Below are 16,282 nucleotides of genomic sequence, written 5' to 3'. Positions count from 1 at the left end.
GACGTCAGGGTGCGCGACGCGGGAGCGGGTTTCCGGACTGCGAGCGTCGGCGGCAACCGATAACCTGAGCGCCCACGCCTTTGGGAGGGGTTGCCGCGGTGAGCGAGCCGGTGCACGTGATCAGGAAGCTCGAGAAAGCACTGGTCGACGACGACTTCTCCTGGTCGTTGCTGCTGGTCGGTGAGGACCAGACCGACAAGCTGGCCACGCTGACCGGCGACCTGCGCGGCCCGTTCTCGACGACCGGGGACGGCAAGCAGATCACGTCCGGCTTCTCGTACTGGGGAATCGGCCCGACGATCGCCTGGGCGAACGCGACCAACGACCCGTTCTACCTGGTGATGAAGGCCGGCGCCGAGTCGTTCCAGCGGCACTGGCGACAGGTCCGGCCCCACGTCGACCACGGCGGGTTCCACTTCGTCAGCCTGGGTGTGGGGACGGGCGTCAAGGACCGCACGATCGTCGCCGATCTGCACCGGTACAACCCGGACATGTTCTACATCCCGGTCGACATGAGCTCGGAGATGCTCCGGCTCGGCACGCTCGAACCGGTCCGCGGCGCGGGCTTCCCGATGGCGCAGGTGCTGCCGGTCCAGCTGGACTTCTCGATCGCCGACAACGTCGAGCAGCTCGGGCAGATGCTGGCCAAGCTCGTCGGCGATGAGCCGCTGCTGTACGGGCTGACCGGCAACACGCTGGCCAACTTCGAGAGCGATCTGGAACTGCTGCAGACCCTCACGAAGGTGCTCCGCCCGCAGGACCGGTTGCTGCTCGAGGTCGCCAGTACGAACGCGCTGAACGCGGAGACGGCGAAGGAGGCCGCCGAGGAGTACCACCAGACGCGGGCGTTCGCGGAGTTCGTCACCAGCGCGCTGCGGTACAACACCGACCTGCGGATCGAGCTGGACAACCTCGACTTCCGCGGCGAGGTCGAGGACGACGACGCCCTGCTGGTGAAGATCGTCTGGCAGAACAACACCCCCGACCAGATCGTGATGGGCCTGCCGGACCACACCGCCGTCCCGCTCGACAAGGGCGACACGATCCTGCTCTACACGACCCGCAAGTTCTCCACCGACCGGCTGAAGAAGCTCACCTCCGCCTGCGAGCTGAACCCGATCGAGCACGCCCGCTCCCGCTTCCGCCGCACCCGCCGCCCAAGCCCCTTCGGCCTCGACCTGCTCCTGCTAGCCCCCGGCTCCGCCCAGACCACCAGCTCCCTGGCCGACGACATCTGGCGATGAACACCCGACCAACCGGTACGCCGGGGAGCGGCGCCGGGCGTGGCCCCGGCGCGGACGGTGGGCGGCCTGGCGCGGACCCCGCCGAGCGAAGCGAAGGCGAGACCGGCGCGCCCCGCTCCCAAGTACCGGCCACCGACGAGGGCACCAGACCCGACACACCAGCGGGCGCCGAGCGAAGCGAAGGAGCCGACGACAGCCCCCGCCCCTCCACCCCCGAGCGGCGGATCGCGACCGCGCGGCTGCGGGCGCTGGGGCGCCTGCGCCGACTCACCAAAGCGTTGCCCGAGGCAACAAACAGGCCCGCCTGGGCGGCGTACCCCCGTACGGTCGTCTCCGTCGTCAGCTACGGCCTGCTGGCGGTGGCGTTCGTTCTCGGCGTGATCTGGTTCTTCAAGCCCGACAACAGCCGCTGGGAACCGGCCGTCAACTCACTCACCCTGATCGCCGGCCTGACCGGCATCTTCGTCGAGCGTCTCACCGCCGCCGCCGAACGCCGCAGCGAGGTGCTGCGCGCCGTCGCCGACGAGCTGCAGGAGAACACCAAGCTCCTCGCCGACGAACGCTTCTCACCCACCCCGCCGAGCCACCGCCAGGTCTACCCCCGCCTGGTCGTCTCGGCCGTCGATCTCGCGCTCGTCTCCGGCGCCCTCGGCCTGCACCGCGACGCCGAGCTCGTCGGCCTGCTGCACCGCTGGCGCGACACCGTGCACCTGTTCAACCGGCGCCTCGACCTCACCGAGATCAGCACGTTCTCGAGCACGATCACCAGCGCCGAGCTCGCCGCGTTCCACCGCGCGCTGAACCACGAGAACAGCTACTTCGCGACCACCCGCCAGATGCTCGAAACCCTGCTCGCCCGCCTACCCAAGGACGCCTGACGGCCGAATCACGGTCACACCAGCCGGCGTACCAGCCGACAGCTCGTCCAGCGCAGCCGGTACGTCGTCCAACCCAATCACCCGCGTCACCAGATCAGCCGGCCTCAGCACACCGGACGCCACCATCCCCAGCATCTCCGGATACGTGTGCGCCGCCATCCCGTGACTCCCGAGCCACTGCAGCTCCTGCCCGATCACCCGCGAAACATCCAGCCGTACGCCGTCCGGCAGCAACCCGACCTGCAGATGCCGCCCCCGCGGCCGCAACACCCGCAACGCCTGCTGCACGATCTCGTTCGACCCGAGCGCATCCATCGTCACCCGAGGCCCACCGCCGGTCAGCGCCCGAATCTCCTCCACAGCATCCGGCCCAGCCTGCACGATCTCCGCGGCCCCGTACTTCCGCGCCAGCTCCAACGCCCCCGGATTGGTGTCCACAGCAACCACCCGCGCCCCGAGCGCGGCTGCGATCATCACCGCCGACAACCCCACACCCCCGCACCCGAACACCACGACGTCCTCACCGGCCTGCACCTTCCCCACCTGATGCACCGCCCGGAACGAGGTCGCGAACCGGCACCCCAACCCCGCCGCCGTGTCGAACGACATCCCCTCCGGCAACCGCACCAGATTCACCGCGGCGAACGGCAGAGCGACGTACTCCGCAAACGACCCCCAGTAGTTGAACCCGGGCTGCAACTGGTTGGGGCAGACCTGGTGATTCCCCTCCAAGCACTGCTCACACTCCCCACAAGCACAGATGAACGGCGTCGTCACCCGATCCCCGACCGCCCACCCCTGCACCCCGTCCCCCACCGCGGCGATCGTCCCCGCCACCTCATGCCCCGGCACATGCGGCAGCACGATGTCCGAGTCATGCCCCTGCCACCCGTGCCAGTCGCTGCGGCACAACCCGGTCGACTCGACCTTCAGCACCACCCCACCCGCGGCAACCTCAGGCTCCGCAACCTCTTGCACCGTAGGCAGTACGCCGTACCGCTCAACCACAATCGCTCGCATCCCGCCATCCTCAGGCCACTCCACCCCGCACCGCTACCCGACCCGGATCTCCACCACTCACCAACCACCCCGGGCCCCGCCTCCCCAGGCGTGAACCAACCGTGTCAACTCTCGCAGACAAGGGTTGGTGAGTGGTGCAGATACCGCAGCGGCGCCTGATCCGTGGTGCACCTCGGCCCGTCCGTCTCTTAGGATCGCGAGGTGCCTGAGAATCCCGAGTTCGACCACCTGTTGCACTGCGTGCCGGACGTCGCCGCCGGCGCCGAGGCCTACACCGCCGCCGGACTGCCGGCGCACGTGAACCCGCCGTACCTCGGTTTCCAGAACGCCGGGTGGCGTCTCGACGAGCGGTACCTGGAGATCCTCACGATCGTCGACGCCGACGAGTTCGCGACGTCGCCGTTCGGGGTGTCGACGATCTCCTGGCAACCGACGATCAACCAGCTGATCGCCGCCGGTGGTGGCGCGCTGAACTTCGCGATCAACGTCACCGACGTCACGGCGACCCAGGAACGGCTGCTGGAGCAGGGCGTTCCGTGCCAGCTGCACACGTTCACCCGCGAGGGATCGCCGGTCTCCTTCCAGGAGCTGATCCTGCTCGACGCCCCGGCGTGGGCGCCGTTCTTCATCACCTACACGCCCGACCGCGTCACCCTGGTCAAGCAGTACGCCGCGCACCTGGTCGACCGTGGCGCGCACGACCTGACCGCCTTCGTCATCGAGACGCCTGACCCCCAAGAAGCAGCACGCTGGCTCAGCGAGCTGACCGAGCTTCCGGTGAACGACACCAAAGTCGAGCTGCCCGGCGGCGCGGTGTGGTTCGAGGAGGGTCCGGCCGACCGTCTCACGGCGCTCGTGCTCACCGACCGGCCGCTGACCAAGCAGATCCTCGGCCTGGAGCTCCGCGGTGTTTCGTGAGGCCCGCACCGAAGACTTCACGGCGATCGCCGGCCTCTACCACCAACTGCACCCCGAGGAGCCGGTGCTGACCGACCGCTCGGGCTTCGACCGGATCCTCGCGTCGGAGGCGTTCCGGTTGTCCGTGCTCGAGGTGGACGGCGACGTCGTCGCGACGACGTACCTGAACCTGGTCCCGAACCTCACGCGCGGCAGCAGACCGTACGCCGTGGTCGAGAACGTGGTCGTCGAGGAGAGCCGCCGCGGCACCGGGCTCGGCCAGCAGATCATGGCGGGCACGCTGCAAGCGGCGTGGGACGCCGGGTGCTACAAGGTGATGCTGATGACCGGCTCGAAGCGTGAGTCCACGCACGCGTTCTACCGGGCCTGCGGATTCCGCGACGACGTGAAGCAGGCGTTCCAGGCGCGCCCGCCGGCCTAGAAACGCCGAAGCACCCCTCGGGATCGAGGGGTGCTTCGGAGGAAGTTCAGCAGCCGCCGGCCACGGCCGGGATGATCGAGACCTGCCCGCCGTCCTTGATCGCGGTCTGCAGTCCCTCGGAGAACCGGACGTCGTCGTTGTCGACGTACACGTTGACGAAGCGGCGCAGCTCGCCCGAGTCGTCCAGCACCCGGCTCTTGATGCCCGGGTACGACGAGTCGAGCGACTCCAGCACCTCGCTCAGGGTCGAGCCTTCGACGGAGACCTCGGACGCGCCCTGGGTGTAGGGCCGCAGGATGGTCGGGACGCGGACACTGACGCTCACTGCAGACCTGCCTTCACGAAGGCGTCGTACGACGCGGGAATGGTCACCTTCGGGCCGACCCGGTCGGCCACCGCGTCGAGCGTCTTCAGCCCGTCGCCGGAGTTGATGATCACCGTCTCGGCCTCGGGGTCGAGCTGCCCGGTGGCGATCAGCTTCTTCAGCGTCGCGACGGTCACCCCGCCCGCGGTCTCGGTGAAGATGCCCTCGGTCCGGGCCAGCAGCTGGATGCCCTCGACGACCTCTTCGTCGCTGACGTCCTCGATCACACCACCGGTCCGGCGGGCGACGTCGAGCACGTACGGCCCGTCGGCCGGGTTGCCGATCGCCAGCGACTTCGCGATCGTGTCCGGCTTCACCGGCTTGACCACGTCGTGCCCGTCGCGGAACGCCTGCGCCACCGGCGAGCAGCCGGTCGCCTGGGCGCCGTAGATCTTGTAGTCGGTCGCGTCGACCAGGCCCAGCTTGCCGAGCTCGGTGAAGCCCTTGTCGATCTTGGTCAGCTGCGAACCGGACGCGACCGGGATGACGACCTGCTGCGGGATCCGCCAGCCGAGCTGCTCGGCGATCTCGAACGCGAGCGTCTTGGAGCCCTCGGAGTAGTACGGCCGCACGTTCACGTTGACGAACGCCCAGCCGTCCTCCTCGCCGGCGATCTCCGAGGCGAGCTTGTTCACGTCGTCGTAGTTGCCCTCGACGGCGACCAGCGTCCCGCCGTACACGGCGGTGGTGATGATCTTGGGGCGCTCGAGGTCCTTCGGGATGAAGACGACCGAGCGGATACCGGCCCGGGCGGCGGCCGCGGCGACGGCGTTGGCCAGGTTTCCGGTCGAGGGGCAGGCGAAGACCTTCATGCCCAGCTCACGGGTGGCGCTCAGGGCACTCGCGACCACACGGTCCTTGAAGGAGTGCGTGGGGTTGCCCGAGTCGTCCTTCACCCAGAGCTTGCGCAGGCCCAGCTCGCGGGCCAGGTTGCCGGCGTCGATCAGCCGGGTGTAGCCCGGCTCGGTGTTCGGGTAGCTGGCCACGTCGACGGGGACGGGCAGCAGCGGCTGGTAGCGCCAGATGTTCTTGGGTCCGGCCTCGATCTGCTCGCGGGTGATGGCCGGGAACTCGTACCCGACCTCCAGCGGACCGAAGCACTCCATACACGCGTAGAACGGGCCGAGCTCGGACTTCGCCCCGCAGGCCCGGCAGCTCAGGTGCGTACCGTTGCCGAAGGCCCCTTCACGGATGGTGTGCGGGGTGGTGGCGGTCTGGCTCATGGAGAGGTTCCTCCTCATCTTCCCCGGGCGCCGGATCTCGGCGTGGGACGGATTTGGCACCGGTCCACCGCGAGCACCCCAGGACGGGGCCTCCACGGGGAGGGTTGCCGGGACTTCAACGGGCCGTTTCCCTCAGTCCCTCTGGATGAGCAGGTTCGAGGTTACCCAATCGGGTCCATATTGTGTCCTGTGATCCCACCATCCGAGACGGCCGGTCTCAGCCCGGACGACGCTCCCGGAAGGTCCGCCGGTACGCCGACGGCGACGTCTTCACCGCCTTCGCGAAGTGGTGCCGGAACGTCACCGGCGTCGCGAACCCGGCGGCCAGCGCGATCTCCTCGACCGGCGCGTCCCCGGTCTCCAGCATCGCCAGCGCGGCCTGGATCCGCTGGGCGATCAGCCACCTGGCGGGCGTCGTACCGGTCTCGCGGGTGAAGTGCCGCAGGTAGGTCCGCGGCGACAGCCCGGCCTCGCGGGCCAGATCCGGTACGCCGATCGGCTCGGCGAGGTGCTCCAGCGCCCAGCCGAGGCTGCGGGCGACCGGGGCGTCGATCGGGTCGGGCGGCATCGGGGACTCGATGTACTGCGCCTGGCCGCCGGACCGGTAGGGCTGGATGACCAGGCGCCGGGCGACCGCGTTCGCGACGGCGGCGCCGAGGTCCTTGCGGACGAGGTGCAGCGCGAGATCGAGGCCGGCCGCGCAGCCGGCACTGGTCAAGACGTCGCCCTCGTCGGTGTAGAGCGGCTCGGGGTCGACCTTGATCGCCGGGTAACGCTCGCGGAGCTGGTCGGCGTACCGCCAGTGCGTGGTCGCGCGGCGGCCGTCGAGCAGACCGGCAGCGGCCAGCGCGAAGGCGCCGGAGCAGATCGACACGATCCGGGCGCCGCGGGTGTGGGCGCGCCGAAGGGCCTCGACGAGCTGCGGGGAGATGGTTTGCGCCGGGTTGGCGATGCTCGGCACGACGACCGTGTCCGCGGCGGCGAAGTCCTCGAGCCCGTACGGCGTACTGAGTGTCGCGCCGCCGATCACGCGGATCGGGTCCGGGGTCTCGGTGCAGACCTTCAGCTCGTACCAGGGCTCGTCGATGTCAGGCCAGACCAGGCCGAACACCTCGATCACGATGCCGGCCTCGAAGGCGGTCATGCCGTCGTACGCGAGCACGGAGACGGTTCGCTGGGGCATGTCGTAATCTTAGCGGTCAGCGTCCTTTGCGCCACTTCTGCGGTCGCGCCGAAGCTCGGACGATGGAGTCATGTTCGAGAAGCTGAAGGACTTTCTGGCCGGGATCCACGCCGCGTCCGCCGTCCGGCACGGGGTCGAGCCCCCGGCGCGAGCACGCAACCGGCCGGCTCCGGCCTACGGTCCGGCGCCGCGTGTCCGCGGCCGAGCGCCCCGGGTCCCGGACGTGCACCACTGACCAACCTCGCCATCCACGGCGTGTCGCCCCCCGACACGCCGTCCGCGCGGAGGTTGGACAGTGGTGCACATCGCGGTCAGGCCTCGCGGTGGTGTTCGAGCATCCGCATCAGCGGGGTCGCCGCGATGCCGTGCACCACCACGCTGAGCACGACGGTGAAGCCGACCGTCGCCCAGAGCCAGGGCAGGTCGTCGGCGAAGTCCGAACCGGCGTACGCGAGGTAGAAGATCGAGCCGACACCCCGGACGCCGAACGACGCCGTGACCCAGCGCTCGGAGCGGCGCATCGGTGTCTTGCGCAGGCTGAGCCAGGCGGTCAGCGGGCGGATGACGACGATCAGGGCGACGCCGATCGCGATGCCGGTCAGGTCGAGCGGTTTGAGCAGTCCGCCGGTCACCGCGACGCCGAGCAGCAGCAGGATTCCCCAGGTCAGGATGTGTTCGAGCTGCTCGAGGAAACCGTGCAGGTCCTCGTGGAAGTCGTGCCCGCGTTCCTGGTTGCGCAGAGTCAGAGCGGCGACGAAGACGGCGAGAAAGCCGTACCCGTGCAGCACTTCCGCGAGCCCGTAGACGCCGAGCGTCATCGCCAGGGCGAGCACGGGCTCCCGCGAATCCGCCAGCCGGAAGCTCGGCGACGGCGCCGAGAACGCCATCCGCCCCAGCAGCCAGCCCGCGCCGACGCCGATCGCGACGCCGATCACCGTCTTGCCGACGAGGTCCCAGGCCAGCCACTCCAGCCCCCAGTCGCCGAGTGCGCCCTTGGTCGCGGCGAAGATCGCCAGGTACACCAGCGGAAACGCCAGCCCGTCGTTCAGCCCGGCCTCGGAGGTCAGCGCGAACCGAACCTCGTCGTCCTCCTCCGGCTCGGCCCCTTCACCGGTCGTCGGCCCCTGCACCTGCACGTCGGACGCCAGCACCGGATCGGTCGGCGCCAGCACGGCGCCGATCAGCAGCGCCACCGCCGGCGCCAGCCCCAGCAACCACCCCAGCCCCGCCACCGCGGCAACACACGCCGGCATCGCCACGAACAGCAGCCGCCACGTCACCTTCCACCGCCGCCACCCGATCGGCCGATCGATCGCCAGCCCGACGCCCATCAGCGCCACCAGAATCGTCAACTCCGCCAGATGCTCGGTCAGCCCCGGCTCGGCGATCGGACTCAGCTTCCCCCGGTCCACCACGAACCCCAGCAACAACCCCGCCCCGAGAAACGCGATCGGCGCCGACACGGCGTACCGCCTCAGCAGCCGCGGCAGAACAGCCCCCACCAGCAGCGCAAGCCCCGCCACCAGGTACAGCCCGTCCCCGTCGATCCGCATGATGGGAACCTAGTGCCCACCCACCCGGCCAGGACTCGCCCCACACCGGGTGACACAGGACACCTGAAAGAGCTAAAGGCGGAGAGCTGAGGTGAGGCTAACGACAATGCGGCCGAGCAGGTGGCCTGTGGCTAAGACCGCTCCGGCCGGAAAACAGTGAGAAGTGAATGCCCGGCAAGCTCAACCCCAGCCAGCACGTCTCCGGGCAGGCACCCGCAGCCAGCACGTCTCCAGGCAGGCACCCGCAGCCAGCACGTCTCCAGGCAGGCACCCGCAGCCAGCACGTCTCCAGGCAGGCACCCGCAGCCAGCACACCTCCAGGCAGGCACCCGCAGCCAGCACACCTCCAGGCAGGCACCCGCAGCCAGCACACCTCCAGGCAGGCTCCGCACCAAACTCTTTCCGGCCGGCGCGGCTTCAGCCACCGGCCTCGTGCTCGGCCGCATGGCCGCCGGGCTCAGCCACCACTCTCACCGCAAGCGGTGGGTGGCTCCTGGGGTGTGGGTGGGAAGCGACTTGCGGGGACCGTAGCGGGGGTGGGTGATGCCGGCCAGCTGCAGCAGCGCCTGGACTCGGAAGCGGTGGCCCCGGTAGGGCTCGATGAGTTCGGCCGTGGCGTCGTCGTCGAGCTCTTCGCCGGTGAGGGCGTACGACACGTTGCGGGATACGTGATAGTCGGCGAAGGAGAACGCGTCCGCGTCGCCGTGGGCTCGTTGGCGGACCTCGGCGGCGGTCCAGACGCCGACACCAGGTAAAGACCTCAGGCGGCGCTCGATCTCGGACGAGTCGGACAGCTCCAACGTGCGTTCGAGAGCGCGCGCTCGGGTGGCAGCAGTGATGACAACCCGCGAACGCCGGCCTTCCACACCGGCGCGTAGCCACTGCCACGACGGAATCAGGCGCCACTCCTCCGGCGACGGCGGGACCATCAGCACGCGCCCGTCAGGAGCGACCGGCCCCGGCGCCGGTTCGCCGTACTCGCGCAGCAGCACCCGCCAAGCACGGAACGCCTCCTTGCCGGTGACGACCTGCTCGATCCCCGCCGCGGCCATCGCCTCGAACACCGCACGCGTCCGCGGCACCCGGAAGTGCGGGAACCGCCGCGCCGCGTCAACCAACGGCTGATGCTCGGCCAACGGCGAAAACCCGTCCCACGAGTCCGCCTCCCCCAGCAATTCCGGCACCCCGTCCAACGCCCACGCCGAACCAGGCCCCCAAGCCTCGGCCTCCACCTCGCCCACCGTCGCGTACGGCGTCAGCCGCAGCAGCACCGGCCCATCCGGAGTCCGCGTCGCCCGCCACACCGTCCGCCGCCCAGGCTCGACGACGTACGCCGGATCCCCCGGCCCCTTCCGCAACCCACCGATCACCTGGTGCGGATCCACCGGACGCCCCGACCGCCACCGCCGTACCACCGAACTCACGGCCCCCATCCTGACCTATTGCACCGACAGCGCCGCGAGCAGGCGCCCGCGCATCCAGGGGTACGGATCGACCACCGGAGAACGTGCCTCGAGAACCTCCCGCCGAACCGCGGTCAGCCGGTCCCCGATCACGTAGTGCCTCCCCTTGGTTTCGCCAACAGCCCGCAGCAGGCCCAGTTCGACGAGCCTGCCCAAATCACGGGTGGCGGTCCGCTGCTCGATGTCTGCCCGGCGAACGTAGGTCGAGCGGCGGATCCGGAATCCGAGGGTTGCGTCGAAGAGTTCGTCGGCCACCCGATCGGGCAGCCGGAACGCCGCGATCAGCTCATCGAAGGCGGTCCACAGCCTGGCCGCCTCGCGATAGCGCCGGGCAACGGTCTGGGCCTGGATGTGGTGGGCGCGTAGGTTGAACTTGACCCACAAAGCGGCCGATCTGTCCGGCTGCCAACTGCCGGCGCCGGTCAGGGCGAGCACCCGGTAGTAGTCCTCGGTGTTGCTTCCGAGCCATTCCTCGATGCTGGAGAAGGCCGGCTCACCGATCCCGCACTGCGACAGGACCAGCGTTTGGAGGGCTCGCGCCATCCGGCCGTTGCCATCGCGGAACGGATGGATCATCACCAGATTCAGGTGAGCCATCGACGCCCGGACCAAGCTGTCCACCTGGCTGTCGCCGGCCAGCTCGACCATTAACTCCTCAACCAGCCCTGGAACCTCGTCAGCGGTGGGACCTTCGTAGACGTTTCGACCGGTCTTCTCGTCGTGGACGTAGATCTCACGCTGCCGATAGCTTCCGGGGCTCTTGGACAGGTCATGGCTGAGCATCATGAAGTGCATGGCCCGGACCGCGGCCACATCCAGCCGGAAGTCGGCGTCTCCGGCCATCGCCAGCACGTAACCCAGCGCTTGCCGGTACCCCCTGATCTCGGCGAAGGTCTGTTCGTCCGCGCTCAGTGCGTCCTCGTCGTCAAGGGCGGCGACGGCATCGTCGACCGCGACCTCGTATCCCTCGATGCTGTTCGAGCCCTGGATCGCCCGCGCGAGCATGCTGCGCCGTAGGCCGCCTGCCCAGCGCTTGGGCATCCGCATCACGTCGGCCAACTCGGACCGGTACGCATGGATCTGGTCGAGGACCAAGAGATCTTCGCGGTCTGGTTGCGGCGTACTGAAGATGGTCACCTGATGTCCTAATGTCGCAATTCTTAGGACAAGAGTAGCTCGATGTCCTAAGAATTGCGACATTGGGACAGGCGACTTGGCGAGCGCAATACTGGATCATGACCGCCGCGCAGAAGCTCAAGCTGGTGGTGAACTTCGTCAATCTTTCGACGCTGGCCGGCTTCCTGGTCGCTCTGATCGGTCGCGCGAAGGTCAGCCGCGGCCCTCGCGGCCTGTACTACGCCAACGGCTACAAGCTCGGCTTCCCGATCGCCAACGCCTTCACGGTCGGCAACGTCGTGCTCACCAAGAACGACCGCGCCTACCTCGACGCGCGTCCGGTTCTGGTCAAGCACGAGGAGCGCCACTCCTGGCAGTACTTCTGCCTGATCGGCCTCCCGATGCTCCCCCTGTACGTCGTCGCCGTCGCCTGGTCCTGGGCCCGCACCGGCTGCCCCGCCTCCCGCAACCCGTTCGAGCGCCTGGCAGGCCTCCAGGACGGCAACTACACCGAGCACCCGGTCCAGCCCTTCGGCCAGACCCTGCAGCAGACTTTCCGTCGCCGCTGACGACGCCTTAAGCCCGGGCGGCGATCGCGTCTGACAGGGCGGTGAGCACGGTGACGACACCGGCCGGGTCGTCCACCACGATGTCGGCGGCCTCGGTGAGCGCGGTCGCCCCGGAGGAGCGCGCGGCGACCAGTACGGCGTGCAGGCCCTCGGTGCGGAGCGAGGCGAGCGCCTCGAAGGCGGCGAGATCGCCGAGGTCGTCACCGGCGTACAGCACCGACCGGGCGCCCGTGGACTCCACGAGCCGGCGGATGGCTACGCCCTTGTCGATGCCCGGCGGGCGCAGCTCGAGCACCAGGTTCCCCGGCTCCAGCCGCAGCTCGACCGACTCGGCCAACGCTGTCAGCGGTGCCCGCAGACCTTCCCAAGCACCCGCGGGATCAGCCAGCCGTCGCGTATGGACGGCGAGCGAGCTTTCCTTGTCCTCGACGAAAGCGTCAGCAAACCCGGCAGCCGCCAGCACCGCAGGCAGCTGCTCCCGAGCGACCGCAACCCCGGCAGGCACCGGATCGCTCGTGACCGCGCCGGTCGTCGCCTCCCAGCGCTCCAGGCCGTAGTGCCCGAGCACGACCAGCTGGCCGAGTCCGGCGTGACCGCTCACCCCGGACAGCTCGGTCGCGACCAGCGCCGGCCGACCGGTCACGATCGCCAACTGCGCAACAGAGCGCCCCAGCCGGGCCAGCGCGTCCAGCGCGCCTTCGGCGGCACGCGACCGTGACGGGTCCTCGACCAGCGGCGACAGCGTGCCGTCGAAGTCCGACGCGATCACCGCGCCGGCCGGATCGGCAACGATCGCTTCCCAGCCCTCCCGCCCGGCCGTGGTCGCCAGTACGGGAGTGCTCATCCGGAGTATTCCGAGGTGAGGATGACGGTGAGCCGGTCCTTCTTCATGTTGTCCAGCGCGTCCTTGATCCGCGGGATGCCGAGGTCCTGCGCGAGCTGCGCGGCCTCGGCCTGCATACCGGCCGGGTAGTACACGGTGCTGGTGACGATCTTGCCGTGCCAGTTGTCGGCGCCGGTGACGGTCCAGCCCGCCTGGTTGGCGCGGCCGCCGACCGACTGGGCCAGCCCCTTGCGGCCGGTGTTGTTGTAGATCTCCACCGCGGGCCGCTCCGACGGCGGTACGGCGACGGTCGGCGTCGGCACAGAAGACGGCGTCGAGACCGGCGCCGACGTCGGCGCCGAGGTCGGTGCGATCGGCGGCGCGGTCGTCAGCTCAGCACTCGGCTCCGATGGAGTCGCCGCAGGCGGCGTCGTACTCGGAGTGACCGACGGAGTGGAAGCGGCAGGCTTCCCGTCGTCCGCGACGCTGTCGTTGCCGCGGGTGCCGAACAGCACCAGCAGTCCTCCGACGATCGCGACGACGGCCAGCACCGCCACGAGGGAGGAGAGAACCTGTCCCCGTTCGTCCTTGCGGGTCAAGGTCTAGACCTCGATCCCCAGCCGCCGGGCCGAGCGAGCGCGCTGGCGGGCGGCGCGCAACCGGCGCAGCCGCTTGACCAGCAGCGGGTCGTGGGCGAGGGCCTCCGGCCGGTCGATCAGCGCGTTGAGGACCTGGTAGTACCGCGTGGCCGACATCTGGAACTGGTCGCGGATCGCCTGCTCCTTGGCCCCGGCGTACTTCCACCAGTGCCGTTCGAAGCCGAGGATGGCGCCGTCCCGCTCCGAGAGCCCGGCCACGGCCGGCTGCGCCGTGCCGGCGTCCGGGCCGTTGGAGCTCGCGTTCGCGCTGTCCATCTGCTGGTGACTCCCGTGCGGTCGGTGATCGTCCGTCCGCGCTCCACTCTACGGGTTGAACAACAGCGATGTCATTCACCCGGCAGCGATCCGGCCGTGTCGTTTCCGGTCCTTTCCAGCGTACGGCGAGCCCCGTCCCGGCCCGCTCAACCGTGGCAGGATCTTGGAGGTGAGCTCACCTCGACAGGGCTCCGGTGGTGTGTCACCGGACCCTCGACCCGCCCTCGCATCGGTCGAAGAGCTGCAGGCCCGGATCCGGGAGGTCGATCCTCTCGTCCGTGCGGTCTGTACGCCGAACCCCGCTGCAGCCTCCGACGCGGCCCGTCTGGACACGGAACGTGACGACGGACGCACGCGCGGTCCGCTGCACGGCGTACCGGTCCTGGTGAAGGACAACATCGACACCGCCGACCTGGCCACCACCGCCGGGTCCCTGGCGCTGGCCGACCAGCCGCCCCCTCCGGACGACGCGGTCCTCGTCCGGCGGCTCCGCGAGGCCGGCTGCGTGATCCTCGGCAAGACCAACCTCAGCGAGTGGGCCAACTTCCGCGGCTACGGCTCGTCGTCCGGCTGGAGCGCGTACGGCGGCCTGACGCGCAACCCGTACGCCCTGAACCGGTCCGCCGGCGGATCCTCCAGCGGCTCCGGCGCCGCGGTCGCGGCCGGCCTGGCCGACTTCGCGATCGGCACCGAGACCAACGGCTCGATCGTCTGCCCGGCCGCCCTCAACGGCATCGTCGGGCTGAAGCCGACGGTCGGCCTGGTGCCGCAGCAGGGCATCATCCCGATCTCCCACTCGCAGGACACCGCCGGCCCGATGACCCGCACGGTCGCCCAGTCCGCGGCCCTGCTGACCGTGCTGACCGGCGGCGGCACCGACTACCTGGAGGCCTGCCGCGGCACCGACCTCAGCGACGTACGGATCGGCGTACTGCGGGGATCGCTGTGGGGCTACTCGACCGGGCTCGACCAGGCCACCGAGAAGGCGCTGGAGACGTTCAGCCGCTGCGGCGCGACCCTGGTCGACCACCTGTCGCTGCGGGCGCTCGGTGACGACGACCAGCTGCAGGTCCCGCTGCACGAGCTGAAGGTCGGCCTGGCCAAGTACCTGGCGACCCGCAAGGAGGGCGCGCCGCGGAATCTGGCCGAGCTGATCGCGTTCAACCAGGCTCACCCGGACGAGGAGCTGCCCTGGTTCGGCCAGGAGCTGTTCGAGCGGGCCGAGGAGACCGGCGGGCTGGACTCGCCGATCTACGTGGCCGCCCGGATGTCCGCACTGCGGACCGGCCGTGACGGGATCGACACGTTGCTGCGGGACAATCAGCTCGACGCCCTGGTCAGCCCCGCGTACTCGCCGGCCTGGACGATCGACCTGGTCAACGGCGACCACGTGCTCGGCAGTTCCTCCTCGCACGCCGCGCTGGCCGGCTACCCACTGCTCTCGGTGCCGTCCGGGACGGTCGCCGGACTGCCGGTCGGCATCGTTCTCGGCGGCACCGCCGGGAGTGACTCCACCCTCATTCGCTTGGCCCACGCCTTCGAGACCGCGAGAATCGAGTCCGACGGCCCGTTCCCGACCCCGGAGTTCAGACAGTGGGTATAGACCAGGTCCGTTGGGGTGTAGTTGCTACCGGCAACATCTCGACGCAGTTCACCAACGATCTCGCCGAGCTGGACGACGCGGTCGCGACCGCCGTCGCGTCCCGGTCCCTGGACAGCGCCGACCGGTTCGCCGACGAGCACGACATCGAGCACCGGTACGACGACCACCGGCAGCTGATCGAGTCCGGGACCGTCGACGTCCTCTACATCGGTACGCCGCACCCGCAGCACTACGCGATCGCCCGCGCCGCGCTGCAGGCGGGCATCGCCGTCCTGTGCGAGAAGCCGGTCACGCTGACCGCCCGGCAGGCCAAGGACCTGGTCGCCGTCGCGCACGAGCACGACACCTTGTTCGCCGAGGCGATGTGGATGCGCACCAACCCCGTCGTACAGGCCATGTTCGCCGACCTGGCCAAGGGCGTGATCGGCGAGCCGATGGAGGCTCTGGCCGACTTCGGATTCCACAAGCCGCAGCTGCCCGCGCGACTGCTCGACCCCGCGCTCGGTGGCGGCGCCCTGATGGACGGCGGCATCTACCCGATGACGTTCGTGCACATGGCGCTCGGCCGGCCCGACGAGGTCAAGGCCGTCGGCTCGCTGAACGACGACGGCGTCGACCTGAACGTCGCGATGGCCTGGCGGTACGACTCCGGCGCGGTCGCCGGCCTGACCTGCGGCCTGCGGTCGCAGAACCCGTGGACCGCCTCGGTGAGTGGCCCCGAGGGCAGTTTGCTGCTGCCGAACCGGTTCCACCACCCCGACTACTACGTGCGCAGTACGGCGTCCGGCCAGGAGCGGGTCGACGTACCGACGCATGGCCTTGGGTACCACTACGAAGCAGCCGAGGTGATGCGCGCCTTGCGCGCCGGACAGATCGAGTGTCCGGCCCTGCCGCACGCCGCGACGATCGAGATCCTCGAGCTGCTCGACGAGACACGCCGACAGATCGGGGTCACGTACCCCGGCGACGACGAATACCTGGGTGGATAAC

General features: G+C 69.7%; 18 protein-coding genes and 1 riboswitch. Of the genes, 8 read left to right on the top strand and 10 right to left on the bottom strand.

Annotated elements, in window-relative coordinates:
• The first annotated feature begins 98 nt into the window (after positions 1-98).
• Positions 99-1,244 (top strand): L-histidine N(alpha)-methyltransferase, encoded by a 1,146-nt coding sequence (locus tag HDA39_RS37035; protein ID WP_184803300.1) that lies wholly within the window; start codon positions 99-101, stop codon positions 1,242-1,244.
• Entirely contained in the window at positions 1,241-2,122 is an 882-nt protein-coding gene (locus tag HDA39_RS37030; protein WP_184803298.1) for a hypothetical protein, read from the top strand. Before HDA39_RS37035 ends, HDA39_RS37030 begins: the two co-directional genes overlap by 4 nt.
• Here the strand turns inward: HDA39_RS37030 and HDA39_RS37025 are convergent.
• Entirely contained in the window at positions 2,105-3,142 is a 1,038-nt protein-coding gene (locus HDA39_RS37025; RefSeq protein WP_184803296.1) for a zinc-binding dehydrogenase, read from the bottom strand. The genes HDA39_RS37030 and HDA39_RS37025 overlap by 18 nt on opposite strands.
• 201 nt (positions 3,143-3,343) lie before the next feature.
• Here HDA39_RS37025 and HDA39_RS37020 point away from each other — a divergent pair, with 201 nt between their 5' ends.
• On the top strand, positions 3,344-4,060 hold the full coding sequence (locus tag HDA39_RS37020) for a VOC family protein (RefSeq protein ID WP_184803294.1): 717 nt from the start codon (positions 3,344-3,346) through the stop codon (positions 4,058-4,060).
• Positions 4,050-4,481, top strand: coding sequence for a GNAT family N-acetyltransferase (locus tag HDA39_RS37015; protein WP_184803292.1), 432 nt, complete (start codon positions 4,050-4,052; stop codon positions 4,479-4,481). Before HDA39_RS37020 ends, HDA39_RS37015 begins: the two co-directional genes overlap by 11 nt.
• Before the next feature lie 46 nt (positions 4,482-4,527).
• On the opposite strand, the gene HDA39_RS37010 is transcribed toward HDA39_RS37015, so the two are convergent.
• The 3 genes from HDA39_RS37010 to HDA39_RS37000 form a co-directional block, all read right to left on the bottom strand.
• Complete coding sequence (locus HDA39_RS37010) at positions 4,528-4,806, bottom strand: ubiquitin-like small modifier protein 1 (RefSeq protein ID WP_184803290.1); 279 nt, start codon at positions 4,804-4,806, stop codon at positions 4,528-4,530.
• Positions 4,803-6,068 carry a threonine synthase gene (thrC, locus tag HDA39_RS37005; protein WP_184803288.1) on the bottom strand — a complete coding sequence of 422 codons (1,266 nt, stop codon included), beginning with the start codon at positions 6,066-6,068 and terminating at the stop codon, positions 4,803-4,805. The genes HDA39_RS37010 and thrC overlap by 4 nt, the downstream gene beginning before the upstream one ends.
• An 11-nt stretch (positions 6,069-6,079) precedes the next feature.
• Positions 6,080-6,220, bottom strand: a riboswitch (SAM riboswitch).
• Between the two features lie 65 nt (positions 6,221-6,285).
• On the bottom strand, positions 6,286-7,251 hold the full coding sequence (locus HDA39_RS37000; protein ID WP_184803286.1) for a GlxA family transcriptional regulator: 966 nt from the start codon (positions 7,249-7,251) through the stop codon (positions 6,286-6,288).
• 70 nt (positions 7,252-7,321) lie between these two features.
• Between HDA39_RS37000 and HDA39_RS36995 the strand changes: the two genes are divergently transcribed.
• Positions 7,322-7,486 carry a hypothetical protein gene (locus tag HDA39_RS36995; protein WP_184803284.1) on the top strand — a complete coding sequence of 55 codons (165 nt, stop codon included), beginning with the start codon at positions 7,322-7,324 and terminating at the stop codon, positions 7,484-7,486.
• 76 nt (positions 7,487-7,562) lie between these two features.
• Here the strand turns inward: HDA39_RS36995 and HDA39_RS36990 are convergent, their stop codons facing one another.
• From HDA39_RS36990 to HDA39_RS36980, 3 genes are all read right to left on the bottom strand, one after another.
• Positions 7,563-8,804, bottom strand: a complete 1,242-nt coding sequence (locus HDA39_RS36990) for a cation:proton antiporter (RefSeq protein WP_184803282.1) — start codon at positions 8,802-8,804, stop codon at positions 7,563-7,565.
• A gap of 470 nt (positions 8,805-9,274) precedes the next feature.
• Complete coding sequence (locus HDA39_RS36985; protein ID WP_184803280.1) at positions 9,275-10,237, bottom strand: DNA-3-methyladenine glycosylase family protein; 963 nt, start codon at positions 10,235-10,237, stop codon at positions 9,275-9,277.
• Between the two features lie 6 nt (positions 10,238-10,243).
• Positions 10,244-11,467: a Fic family protein gene (locus tag HDA39_RS36980; protein ID WP_184803278.1), complete on the bottom strand. Its 1,224-nt coding sequence runs from the start codon at positions 11,465-11,467 to the stop codon at positions 10,244-10,246.
• A gap of 35 nt (positions 11,468-11,502) precedes the next feature.
• Here HDA39_RS36980 and HDA39_RS36975 point away from each other — a divergent pair, with 35 nt between their 5' ends.
• Positions 11,503-11,952, top strand: coding sequence for a hypothetical protein (locus HDA39_RS36975; RefSeq protein WP_184803276.1), 450 nt, complete (start codon positions 11,503-11,505; stop codon positions 11,950-11,952).
• Positions 11,953-11,959: 7 nt separating this feature from the next.
• On the opposite strand, the gene otsB is transcribed toward HDA39_RS36975, so the two are convergent.
• The 3 genes from otsB to HDA39_RS36960 are packed head-to-tail and all read right to left on the bottom strand — an operon-like array spanning position 11,960 to position 13,689.
• A complete protein-coding gene (gene otsB / locus HDA39_RS36970; RefSeq protein ID WP_184803274.1) occupies positions 11,960-12,796 on the bottom strand; it encodes a trehalose-phosphatase in 837 nt (278 codons plus the stop codon).
• Positions 12,793-13,374 (bottom strand): LytR C-terminal domain-containing protein, encoded by a 582-nt coding sequence (locus HDA39_RS36965; protein WP_184803272.1) that lies wholly within the window; start codon positions 13,372-13,374, stop codon positions 12,793-12,795. Before HDA39_RS36965 ends, otsB begins: the two co-directional genes overlap by 4 nt.
• A gap of 3 nt (positions 13,375-13,377) precedes the next feature.
• On the bottom strand, positions 13,378-13,689 hold the full coding sequence (locus HDA39_RS36960; protein ID WP_184803270.1) for a DUF3263 domain-containing protein: 312 nt from the start codon (positions 13,687-13,689) through the stop codon (positions 13,378-13,380).
• Positions 13,690-13,858: 169 nt separating this feature from the next.
• Here HDA39_RS36960 and HDA39_RS36955 point away from each other — a divergent pair, with 169 nt between their 5' ends.
• Both HDA39_RS36955 and HDA39_RS36950 read left to right on the top strand, forming a co-directional pair.
• Positions 13,859-15,292, top strand: a complete 1,434-nt coding sequence (locus HDA39_RS36955) for an amidase (protein WP_184803268.1) — start codon at positions 13,859-13,861, stop codon at positions 15,290-15,292.
• A complete protein-coding gene (locus HDA39_RS36950) occupies positions 15,283-16,281 on the top strand; it encodes a Gfo/Idh/MocA family oxidoreductase (RefSeq protein ID WP_184803266.1) in 999 nt (332 codons plus the stop codon). The genes HDA39_RS36955 and HDA39_RS36950 overlap by 10 nt, the downstream gene beginning before the upstream one ends.
• Position 16,282: the final 1 nt, after the last annotated feature.

Source organism: Kribbella italica (assembly GCF_014205135.1).
Taxonomy (GTDB): domain Bacteria; phylum Actinomycetota; class Actinomycetes; order Propionibacteriales; family Kribbellaceae; genus Kribbella; species Kribbella italica.
This window is presented reverse-complemented; position numbering and strand designations above follow the sequence as displayed.